The organism is Coprococcus sp. AF19-8AC (assembly GCF_003603115.1).
Taxonomy (GTDB): domain Bacteria; phylum Bacillota; class Clostridia; order Lachnospirales; family Lachnospiraceae; genus Coprococcus; species Coprococcus aceti.
On sequence record NZ_QTMI01000003.1, the window covers coordinates 416,246 to 428,274 of the forward strand.

Here is a 12,029-nt window from a genome sequence, read left to right on the forward strand (position 1 = left end):
ACTCTTTTTTTACTATTTATTTGCGTTTGATTAGGATTATTCCTTTATGATAAATGCAGATAAGAAAAAGGAGATGAAAAACTTGAGCGAAATGTTATTGGAAACAAGAAATTTGACTAAGCAATATGGACACCATAAAGCTGTGGACAGTGTCAATATGCATATTAAAAAAGGTGCTATTTATGGTTTTATCGGTCGGAATGGAGCTGGGAAGACAACTTGTCTGAAGATGATCAGTGGACTTTCCAAGCCAACTTGTGGAGAAATCGAGATGTTCGGATACAAGGGAAAGGATTTGCAAAAAGTTCGATCACGGATAGGATGTCTGATTGAGGCACCGGGACTTTATGGAAATATGACTGCATATGAAAATCTGAATATCAAATGCAAGCTGTTTGGAATAAAGAAAAAAAGTTATATTGAAGAAATATTGAGAATTATCGGTCTGGAGGATGTGGGAAAGAAAAAAACAAAACATTTTTCACTTGGAATGAAACAGCGTTTGGGAATTGGTCTTGCTTTGGTTGGAGAACCAGATTTATTAGTTCTTGATGAGCCAATCAATGGATTGGATCCACAGGGTATTGCAGAGATCCGGGATACGATTCAGAGACTTCAGAAAGAGAAGAATATGACAATATGCATTTCCAGTCATATTCTTGAGGAATTATCGAAGATTGCTACTGATTATGGAATTATTCATAATGGAAGTTTATTACAGGAAATTACAAGAGAAGAATTAATAAGAAGATGCAGTGAACGGATAGAGTTGACATTGGATCATCCGAAACAGGCGATTCCGGTGCTGGATTCTATGGGATTTACCAACTATCAGGTAACAGATAAAGAGCATATTCATATTTTTGAACGATTGAATGAAAGTGCAGCGTTGAATATGGAACTTGCAAAGTCAGGAATTCCGGTAAAAGGGATTTCCATAACCAGTGAAGAACTGGAAACTTATTTCCTGAATCTGACGGGAGGTGCGGATCATGCTTAATATAATAAAAATGGATTTATACCGGATGCTTAAAACCAAAAGTATGTATGTAATCTGGATCGTACTGGCAGCAATATTATTGATTACAACATCTTTATGCAAGACGGATTATGAGCTTTTGACTGAAAAGGATGCCATGAAACAGGAGCAGGTTACTGAACCTACTGTGGATAATATTAATGTGGGAATGATGGTAACGCTGCCTACGGAGCCGGGAGAAAAGGTGACGGTATATGATATCTTTTTTGCCAATTCCCAAGGAAAATTGTATGCACTGCTTTTGGTGATTTTTACTGTTCTGTTTTCAACAGCGGATATCAGTAGCGGATATATTAAGAATATAGGCGGTCAGGTTAGAAATAGAGGAACTCTGATTTTTTCCAGAGCAATTGCCTTGGCTGTCTTTACGGTACTGACAATGGCAGGTGCATTCTTATTTCAGGCAGCGGCGAATGGTATTGTTTTCAGGGAATTGGAATGGGGAAATACAAAGGCAATTTTATCTTATTTTGTGACTGAACTGGTTCTTCATTATGCACTTGTGCTGATTTGTATGGCGATTGCAATTATTTTGAAAAATAATGTAATCAGCATGGTCATTGCTGTCTGTCTTAGCATGAATGTAATGACCATTGTGTATGGGGTGATCAATAGTGCTATTCAAAAAATAGGAATTCAGAATTTCCAGATTTATAAGTATACGATAACAGGAAAATTATCACTGCTTCCTATGAATCCGAGTGGAAATGAGTGTTTGGCGGCATTTGGTGTGGCAATAGTGTTCATCGTTATGATGATATCAGTAAGTAGCGTTGTTTTTCAAAAGAGGGATATTTAACGGATGTATATCGTAATTGGGATATTAGCAGGAATTATTATCTTACAATTTATTATTATGTGGAAATACCAGCGGCAGGTGAAAGACATCTGCCGCCAATTGGCGTTTATGATGAAACATGACAGTAACATGTTGATTAACCATGAATTTGATGTGGGTGGAATAGGAAAGCTTTCTGACAAGTTGAATGAGCTTCTGGAACTGCGAAGAAAAGAGAAGCAGCATTATCAGGAGAAAGAAGCTCTGATTGCGGACACTTATACAAATCTTTCTCATGATATCCGCACACCACTGACATCTTTGGACGGATATTTCCAGTTAATGGAAGAATGTGAAAATATAGAGGATCAGAAACGTTATTTAAGCATTATCCACGAAAGAATTCATAGTCTGAATGAAATGTTGGAAGAACTTTTTATGTTTACAAAGTTAAAAAACGAATCTTACAGTTTGGAATTGACATTGTGCTGTATGAACCGGATTTTGAAGGAAACAGTTTTTTCATACTATGATGAATGGGTAAGAATGGAAATTCAGCCGGATATTCAGATTACGGAAGAACAGTTGTATATACATGGAAACAGGCAGGGACTCCGCCGTGTTATCCAGAATGTGATAAAAAATGGGCTGGATCACGGAGAAAAGAAGATTAGCATTGTGTTGGAACGTGATCAAAATCAGGCGGTGCTTAGAATCAGCAATCAGGTTACACATCCAGAACAGATTAATATAGATCAGGTATTTGAGCGATTTTATAAAGCAGATGTTGCCAGAAGTAAAACATCTACTGGATTGGGACTATCTATTGCAAAGGAGTTGGTTGGTCGGATGGATGGAGAGATTGAAGCAAAAATAGAAAAAAAAGAGTTTATTGTTGAAATGAACTTTCCGATTGTAACCGATGCTAAATAGTATTTTGCGACGTAGAGTGATAATCAATAATTTTTATTTATCCTTGCAGAAGCATTAGCTCTTATGTTAGGGTACTCTTTAAGGAAAGTACCCATGACAGGGCGTTAAGTGTCTGGGGGTGCTTGCTTAGCGCCGATGACGGCTTATGAGATCATTTCGATTTTCATTGGGATATTAGCATTGTTGATGTCCTTTGGGACGATTGTGCAGGGGTATCTGAAGAATGGGTATAACAGGGTTACAGCGGAGATGATGGCTAGGGAGTTTTTTAGGTATGAGAGTTGAAAAATCTAATATTGATAGATTCTTTCAAAATGAAGTTTGTTGTAGTATATATATTATTAAGTAAAGACACGAGTGCTCTTTGTAATTGGAGGTAGATTAGATGGAATGGAATGAATTTTGCGAAAAAGTTTCTAGGATGTTAGGAAATTGGAAAAATAGATTGCAATTTAATTATGATAATAATAAAATTTCATACATTATTGCGACACAGGAGTACATATATACAATAGACAATTATAATGATTTAAGGCAGCAAGCAGAACGATATGATTTTGAGAGATATTCAATATGTGATGGAAATAGTTATGAATCAGTTGTTGATATACCAGATATTGATTCAAGACGACGTTTTTCCATAGGGCTTGAGGATAAATTGACGGAATTAATTGTAAGTGATGAAGAGGCTGATATTACATATTCGTTTCATGAAATCTCGAGACAATTGATTTGGTATGTTATTAAAGACTTTGATGTAAGAAAAAGAGTCTTTTCTAGTGTTCCATCTCAGCTTTTTGAACGTAGGTGTGAAACTTTAGCAGAAAAAGACATATTTAGCTTGATAAAAATGATTACACGTTTACCATTGGCGGTATATATAGAAACGAATACAAAAAAGAATAGGGAGCAATTACAAAGGTATGCTAAATCGTATTTATTCAACATTGCATATAATTTTGATTTTGTATTTAAAGCGGTAACGGAAATAGATGATTTATTTCCACAAAGAAATGTTTTGCCAAGAAGAAGAATTCAGAATGTCTCAGAACTTATGGCACCTCAACTTTTGTATAAAGAGCAATTAGTTGAACAATATTATATGGCATTAACTTCTGAGGAACCTTTTGTAAAGTTTGTAGGATTTTATCATATAATGGAACATTTTTATGAAGAAGTGTATAACGAAGATATTTGTAAAAGTGTGCAACATATTATACAGCACCCCGGCTTTTCGGCAAAAAGGACGAAAGATATCGTTAAGATTGTGGATTTAATAAAAAAGAAAAATAGACAAAATAAGGAAGAGTTTCAAGGCTCAGAATTGGAAGCACTAGAATTGACCTTGAGAAAATTTGTTAATATAAGTGAGTTGATTAATGACTTGACAGAATTTAGTAATTCTATTGTGGATTATTATAAATCGTCAGAGGTTAGTTTTTCAAAAGGAGATACTGTTGATTTAAGAGATGCTTCAAATGAAAAAGTGTATAAAAAGTTAGCAGCAAGAATATATAAGACTAGAAATGCGTTAGTACATAGTAAATCGAATGAAAGTCGCTTAAGTGAAAGAGGTGTATATAATCCCTTTGCAAATAGCCAAGAATTAACAATGGAAATTCCATTAATGAGATATATTTCTGAAGCAATAATAATCAATTCGGCTTCGCCATTGTAATGGAAAGTTTTGGCTCCATATTGGCTCTAAAAATTTTAGATTAGGTACACAAAAATGCGAAATAAGATGAATATGAAGAATAAAACGCACAAATGTGTACTGAGAAGAAACCAGATAAATCTCTCCGCCCAAGAGTTTGAGTAGAAAATGATAGTTGCGTGAGTAAAAATGAAGAAAGACGTTATATCCGTATTATTTGAATAGAAGGGTATGATATCTTTTTTTCTTGTCTTGTGAAAAAATAAATATACTGTACTGGATAATGATATATAGTGGAATGAAGGTAAACGCTCCATAGCCGGTACCTACCCATCTTACCCGAATTTTTTTATAATTACCTCAACTAGTTGGAAAATAAGAGCGAAAAATCCAAATATTCGGGAGGTAGATTATGGCGACACGACTTGCTATTCTGGAAAAGCAGCTTGTGACTTGGACCGCGATTATTCAGGAATGCAGGAACAGCGGCATGAAAACAAAGGACTGGCTTGCTGAAAATAAAATATCAAAGGATCAGTATTACTACTGGTTTAAGCAGCTGAGACTGGTGGCATGCATGCAAAGTTCAGGCTCTCAGCCTGAATTGCCAGTTGAAACTGAGAAACCACAAATAGTCAAACTTGAATGCGCTGATTATCAGAATGACCTTGATTCGTGCAGCAGTTCAAAGATAAGGATAGACCGCGGCAGCATACACATAGAGATCGCTGGCGGTGCTGCTCCCGCAGTGATACGTTCCATCATGGAGGTTCTTGTAGATGCTGAATGATGCAGTTGGTTTTTCTGAAATATACATAGTATGTGGCAGAACAGATCTTAGGTATGGTATAGACAGCCTTGCCGGAGTTCTCAGATCCCTTGGCATAGAGAACCCTGCAACAGCGGGTACGCTTTATCTATTCTGCGGAAGAAGATCTGACAGGATCAAGGGCCTTGTATGGGAAGGTGATGGATTTCTCCTCCTGTACAAGAAACTTGCAAATGGTTCATTTCAGTGGCCGCGCAATGCAAGCGAAGTTAAAAGTCTCACACCAAAACAATTCAGATGGCTGATGGAGGGGCTTACTATAGAACCACGAAAGGCAGTTAAAGAGGTATCCTTCGAATATATGAGCTGATAAATATTTGTGCATAATGGAGAAAAATATATCTTGTGTTTCTAAATCCTAAAGAGCTGTCAAAGTTCATCAAAATACAAGTCATACATAGCTGTATTAATTAATTTCAGTCAGATAATGGCAAAAATCATCTTCAATCATTTCTAAGATAAAAGACAGCTTACAGGCACTATAAAAGCGTATTTATTCATAGTCATTATGACGAACAGATAAAGTCCCTGAATTAGCCAATTTTCAGCATATATAGTATAATAGACCTCAAGAAACGGAGGGCTGTTATGGCAAAGCTATATGATGAGGAACAACTGAATAAGTTTAATAAAGAGACGATTATCCAGCTGTTTCTTATGCAGCAGGATCAGCTGACAGAGATAGACAGAAAGCTACAACTGGTAATTGAACAGCTGGCAGTATCCAACCGTAACAGATATGGAAGGTCTACAGAAAAAATGGAAAGCAGTCAGCTTTCTTTTCAGGAAGTAGATGGTGAACTGGTTATCATCTTTAATGAAGCAGAAGCACTGGCGGATGAAAATGCCTATGAACTTACAGAAGAAGTGATACAGAAGAGATCAAAAAAGCAGAAAGGCAAACGTGCCGAGGATCTGTTCGGACTTCCAAAAGAGATAATCAACCACGATCTCAGCGAAGATGAACTTAGAGCATTATACCCTGACGAAGAATGGAAGAAACTGCCTGATGAAGTATACCACAGATACAGCTTCACTCCAGCGAAGATCGCACTAGAGGAACATCATGTTGCTGTATACTCGGGGGAAAAGACGGAACATATGGAAAAGGCAAAACATCCGGCTTATCTGCTAAGAGGCAGTCTGGTATCCCCGTCACTGGAAGCAGGTATAATAACAGGAAAGTATGTTAATGCTACTCCGCTTGCACGACTGGAAAAACTTTATCAACAGTATAATGTACCGATCACCAGACAGAACATGGCAAACTGGACAATATTCTGTGCAGAAAGATATCTTTCAGTACTATATGACTATCTGCACAAATATCTGTATAGATGTCATGTGATACAGGCAGATGAGACTCCTCTTCTGGTAAACAAAGATGGCAGGCCTGCAGGAAGTAAAAGCTATATGTGGGTATATAGGACAGGGAAATATCAAACGGACAGGCAGGTAATACTTTACGATTATCAAAAGACAAGGAAGGCTGATCACCCAAGGGAATTCCTTAAAGATTTCAGAGGAGTATGTGTAACAGATGAATATCAGGTATATCATACACTGGAAGGAGAACTGGAAGATCTTGAGGTATCAGGCTGCTGGGCACACAGCCGCAGGCGGTATGATGAAGCAGTTAAAGCACTTCCAAAAAGCGAACAGAAAATGAGTCTGGCCTATCTTGCCCTCTCACAGATACAGCAGATCTATCATGAAGAGGCTAAGCTTCAGGATATGTCACCGGTGGAGAGACGTAAACATAGACAGAAGTTTATCAAGCCACTTGTAGATGCGTATTTTAACTGGATCCGTATAAACATAGATAAAGTCATGCCCAAGAGTAAGACTTATAATGGGATGACTTATTCAATTAACCAGGAAAAATATCTCAGGAGATTTCTGGATGACGGAGAGATCCCGATATATAATAATGCCGCAGAACAAAGTATCAGAAGTTTCTGTATCGGTAAAAAGAACTGGGTCATGTGTGACACAATAAATGGAGCCAAGTCCAGTGCTATAATATACAGCCTGGTAGAAACAGCAAAAGCAAACAAGCTCAGACTGTATGAATACTTTAATTATCTTCTTACAGAAATCCCGGAACACATGGATGATAAGAACAATGATTTCTGCGAGAAGCTTCTGCCCTGGTCAGCTGAACTCCCTGCAGAATGCAGGAAATAATACTGAAATAAAGCCGCTCAGACGAGCGGCAAATTATAGTGGGGGTACCTACAGTGGAGCGTTTACGATGTATCAAACACAACGAGAGTTACGTGATTATGCTATTTACAATGATAATGACATTATTGGATTTATTGAGGTATGGAATAGACCTGGTGCGCAAAAGAAGAATTCTATGGGGCAGATGACCAGTGTTTAAAACCAGTAGCTGATAGATATAACCTTAAAAATCCTGAAGAACGCTATCAGTTTAGAAGACAAGCGAGAAGTCTTGTAAAATGGTACAGCTACATATCGCAGGTGGTTCGTATGTTTGACAGAGAGATGCATCACGAGTATTTATTCCTTAGATATTTGATAGATATTATTCAAGCGGAAAAAGAGGAGGATGTAGATCTTGATGGCAAATTGAAACTTGAATATTACAAGCTAAAAAAGACATTTGAAGGTGCCATACAACTTGAAAATATGGATGGTCAATACGAAACTGTTACAGATAAAGGAAAACAGGGATTAAAGAAAAAGAGCACTTTGGATGAAATTTTCGAAAAAGTGAATGAAAAATTCAAGGGCGATTTCACGGATGCGGATAGAGTTATGCTTGGAGCTCTTCATGATAAATTAGCAAAAGACGAGAAACTTGCTAATTCAGCACGCACAACAAATCCACTTATCTTCATGCAGACTATCTTCCCAAATGCTTTTGGAACTGCTGCAATGGATAGTTATATGGAGTCTCAGGAGAGCTACCAGTCTTTGTTTGAAGATAAAGCTAAATATGATGCAATTATGAATGCATTGGCTGGGGTTATATATCGAGAGATGAGAGAACCGGTGAAAAAATAGCAGAGCATACGATGCCCGGAAAGGATAAAAATGAAAGAATTGAATCTAAAAGAAAAAATACAAAATTTAATTTCTGGGCATCAGAAAAATGGCTGCCCGGAGGGGAAGTTTGGATACAGGGACTTAACACCAGAATCAGATACAAAGAATAGTGAAGAATATATACGAGCACTTCATTGGGCGATAAAGAATAAAGAGGTAAAAAATATAGCATTATCAGGTCCGTATGGGTCGGGAAAAAGTAGTGTTATAAAAACGTATCTGGAAAAATATCCTAAGACAAAATATTTGTCCATATCATTGGCAGCATTTTCAACGCCAATAAAATCAGTAAATGGAGAAGATGATAAAACATCTTCATTAGCTGATGATTGGACTTTAGATGACGTTGATGAAAATGTAATAGAGGAAGGAATTCTTAAACAACTTTTTTACAGAGTGGATGTGGGCAAAATTCCACAAAGTCGATATAGAAAGATTAAGAAATTATCCTATTGGAAAATGTTTTTCTCGCTATTGATGTTAACTGTCGTAGCATCAGTTGTTTATTTTGAAATTAATCCGAATGTTTTGGAAGACTTTAAAAATACAGTCATTAATAATGGAGCTTTTTTTCATCTTAATCAATGGTCATCGTATGCTGTATTTATAGTAACAATCTTTGTTGTATTGTTATTGATTACAACAGTTTTTAAATATGTGATGTCAAATTTCAGAATTGCTAATATTAACTTGGGTGATAAGGCAAGTATATCTAAGAAAGAAGAAAAGGAATCAATCTTTGATAAGTCGTTAGATGAAATTGTCTATTTCTTTCAAAGTACAACTTATGATACTGTTTTTATTGAGGATTTGGACAGGTTCAACCAACCTAATATTTTTATAAAACTACGTGAATTAAATACGGTCATAAATAATTATGATAATATTAAACGCAAAGTTGTATTTATATATGCGATAAAAGATGATATGTTCAAAGACGAGGAGCGAACCAAGTTTTTTGATTTCATTGTTCCAGTGATTCCTTATATCAATGCAACAAACTCTGGGGAAATATTAAGAGGATTGTTAAAATTTGAAAAAGGTGCAGATGATGTATATAAAAGCAAAAATTATGATATATCTGATCGCTATATATGGAAGATTTCGCCTTTTGTACAAGATATGAGAGTGTTGACTAATATATGCAATGAATTTCTTGTATATAAGAGAACATTAAAAACGACGAAACTTAAAGATGAAGAAATGTTTTCGATGATTACATTTAAAAATCTATATCCGAAAGAATTTGCTGAATTACAGGCTGAGAGAGGAATAGTTAAGCAGGCTTTTCAGGAGAAAGGAACTTATGCCAATGCCGAAAAGGAAAAACTTGAAGAGCTAATAGTACCTAAAAGAAAAATCCTAGAAAATGTACATAACGATGTTCTTTTCGGGTTGCGAGAAATTAAGCATGCGTTTTTGGGATTTTTATCATATGACAATGGAACATATTACCCAATAAAAAATTTGCAGATAAATAATGGAAGTAAATATTATTATGGAGAAATACTTAAAGAGGATTTTGATTTAACTAAATTTGAGAACATTAACCAGCTAATTATTGGATATGATGAATCTAATGGTTATTATGAGCAATCGCATACTGTAAGTAATATCAAACAAAAAATGGCATCAGAGGGTAGCAAATATTTAAAGCGTATGAATGATTTGCAATTCAGCGAAGGCCCTAAAAAGCAAGAATTGATTTTAGAAATACAAAATTTGGAAGTGGCGATTGCCCAAATAGATGGATACTCATTAAAAGAGTTGATTGCTGAGTTTGGAGAGGATTTTCTTCCGGAAGGAATAAGTGAATATGGATTTTTAAAGTTTTTACTTATAAATGGATATATAAACGAGAGCTATGCAGATTATATTAATTATTTCCATCCCAATAGTATTACGAAGGATGAGAATGACTATTTACGTAGCATTCGTATGCGCAATAGAGCAAAGAACTTCGCATTTGAAATAAAAAATTTGCAGCAGGTGAGTGATCGTATTTATGATGCTGAGTATAGGCAGACAGAGACATTAAATTATATACTTACGGATTTTATGCTTATCCAATGTTCAGAGAAAACTAATAAAAAGTATTATTTTGATGGTTTCGAATTGGACAAAGGGGTGGAACATTATCAATTTACAAAAGAATATATTGAGAGAGGTCAAAATGTTAATGAGTTTGTAAGTGAATTGTGTAAATACTACCGCCATATGTGGAAAAATATTGCGCAGGATGTTTCTTTGTTGGATGAGACTAAATATAAATATTTGTCGCTAATTTTAAATAATGCAACTATGGATCAAATTGTAATAATGGATGAAGTAGATCGTTCGAATTGCATAAAAAATTTTATCGTTGAAGATGAAAAATCATTAGCATGCTTAAATGGAGTATCAGCGGATGTACTAATCGAAGTAATATCAAGACAGGCGATAGTATTCAGAAAAATTAATAATGTAGGTGCAGACGCGAAAGTATTAAATTATATATACCAAAACGATATGTATGAGTTAAATAATTCTATGGTTTCATCGGTAATAAATTTTTATCATTCGGATTTAGCAGATGGGCTTAAGAACGCACATTATACAACTATTCTAAATGCTGATATTAATGTCTTAAATAAAAGGATTTGGGATGATTTTGAAGATTATATTAATCATTTTGTATTGGGAATAGATGAGAATAATTCTGAGGAAATAAGTGCGGTAGAAGATATTATAGAACGTTTGGCAAATACAAATATTGAACTTGTCATAGCTGTATTGGATAAGGAAAAAGTAAACTGGGACAATCTGGATGAATGTTGTGAGAATAATGTTGAAAAAGAAAAAAAGAAAGAAATTTGGAATTATTTACTTGAAAATAGCCGTATTTCTTCCACTTGGAAGAATTTCAAATCTTATTATAATGAATTTGGTATTACCACTGAACTGTCAGTCTGGGTTAATGAAAACTGTAGTGACATTGTAACGTCAGAGAAGACAGATAAGATAGACAATGATTGTATAAAGAATATTATCACTAATTCAGAAATTACAGTACAAACAGTGGAACAAATAGCAGATAATTATAAATGTGATGAAGAAATTGAGTTTGATGTATCAAAACTTACGGTGGACAAAATAAATTTATTAATCAGAAAGCATTATATAAGATATACCGTATCAAAGATTGAAAAGATTAGAAGTCTTGCAAAAGATAGTTTTGGGGTATATTGTAAAGAATATATTGATGACTTTGTAAATGATTTGCCATCTATTTCACTGAACGAAAGTGAAATTGTTATGTTACTGAATGATACGACTATTGATAAGAAGTACAAGCCTGGAATATTGAAAAAAATATCTGCAAGTAGTATGACTGAAAATCTGGCAAAGACTATTGCCAATAATCAATTTAATGTAGATAAGGTATATGTTGAATATGCATGGAAAGATTTGGATAACGCAGGAAGACATATGTTGCTTGTAAATCATTTACAAGTGTATAGTATTGCAGAAATTTCGAGATTATTAACGGATCTTGGGGGTGAGTGGAGTAAGCTTAGTGATAATAAATCCAGACATAAGGAAGAAATTTCGATTGATGTAAATGGTTATAATGAAAAATTATTATCACAACTACAAAGGAAAGGTTTTATTACAAGTTACCCTGAAAAGAAGGATAGAGAAAAGAGTTTCTTTGAAGTTTGGGTAAAACAACAATAGG

General features: G+C 35.0%; 9 protein-coding genes. All 9 read left to right on the plus strand.

Annotation, left to right across the window (positions count from 1 at the left end; translation table 11 throughout):
- Positions 1–46: 46 nt before the first annotated feature.
- The 9 genes from DWX57_RS10000 to DWX57_RS10035 all read left to right on the plus strand — a co-directional run bounded on the left by DWX57_RS10000 (position 47) and on the right by DWX57_RS10035 (position 12,028).
- A complete protein-coding gene (locus tag DWX57_RS10000; protein WP_022118567.1) occupies positions 47–1,000 on the plus strand; it encodes an ABC transporter ATP-binding protein in 954 nt (317 codons plus the stop codon).
- Positions 993–1,838: an ABC transporter permease gene (locus DWX57_RS10005; RefSeq protein ID WP_120123994.1), complete on the plus strand. Its 846-nt coding sequence runs from the start codon at positions 993–995 to the stop codon at positions 1,836–1,838. Before DWX57_RS10000 ends, DWX57_RS10005 begins: the two co-directional genes overlap by 8 nt.
- Before the next feature lie 3 nt (positions 1,839–1,841).
- Entirely contained in the window at positions 1,842–2,750 is a 909-nt protein-coding gene (locus tag DWX57_RS10010) for a sensor histidine kinase (RefSeq protein WP_120123996.1), read from the plus strand.
- 385 nt (positions 2,751–3,135) lie between these two features.
- Positions 3,136–4,428, plus strand: coding sequence for a hypothetical protein (locus tag DWX57_RS10015; RefSeq protein WP_120123999.1), 1,293 nt, complete (start codon positions 3,136–3,138; stop codon positions 4,426–4,428).
- Positions 4,429–4,819: 391 nt separating this feature from the next.
- A complete protein-coding gene (gene tnpA / locus DWX57_RS13975; RefSeq protein ID WP_133300882.1) occupies positions 4,820–5,197 on the plus strand; it encodes an IS66 family insertion sequence element accessory protein TnpA in 378 nt (125 codons plus the stop codon).
- Positions 5,187–5,546, plus strand: a complete 360-nt coding sequence (tnpB, locus tag DWX57_RS10020) for an IS66 family insertion sequence element accessory protein TnpB (RefSeq protein WP_118758235.1) — start codon at positions 5,187–5,189, stop codon at positions 5,544–5,546. Before tnpA ends, tnpB begins: the two co-directional genes overlap by 11 nt.
- Before the next feature lie 278 nt (positions 5,547–5,824).
- A complete protein-coding gene (gene tnpC / locus DWX57_RS10025) occupies positions 5,825–7,423 on the plus strand; it encodes an IS66 family transposase (protein ID WP_118758236.1) in 1,599 nt (532 codons plus the stop codon).
- Between the two features lie 309 nt (positions 7,424–7,732).
- Positions 7,733–8,269: a hypothetical protein gene (locus tag DWX57_RS10030; RefSeq protein ID WP_118758237.1), complete on the plus strand. Its 537-nt coding sequence runs from the start codon at positions 7,733–7,735 to the stop codon at positions 8,267–8,269.
- 30 nt (positions 8,270–8,299) lie between these two features.
- Positions 8,300–12,028 (plus strand): YobI family P-loop NTPase, encoded by a 3,729-nt coding sequence (locus DWX57_RS10035; protein ID WP_120124000.1) that lies wholly within the window; start codon positions 8,300–8,302, stop codon positions 12,026–12,028.
- The last annotated feature ends 1 nt before the right edge of the window (position 12,029 follow it).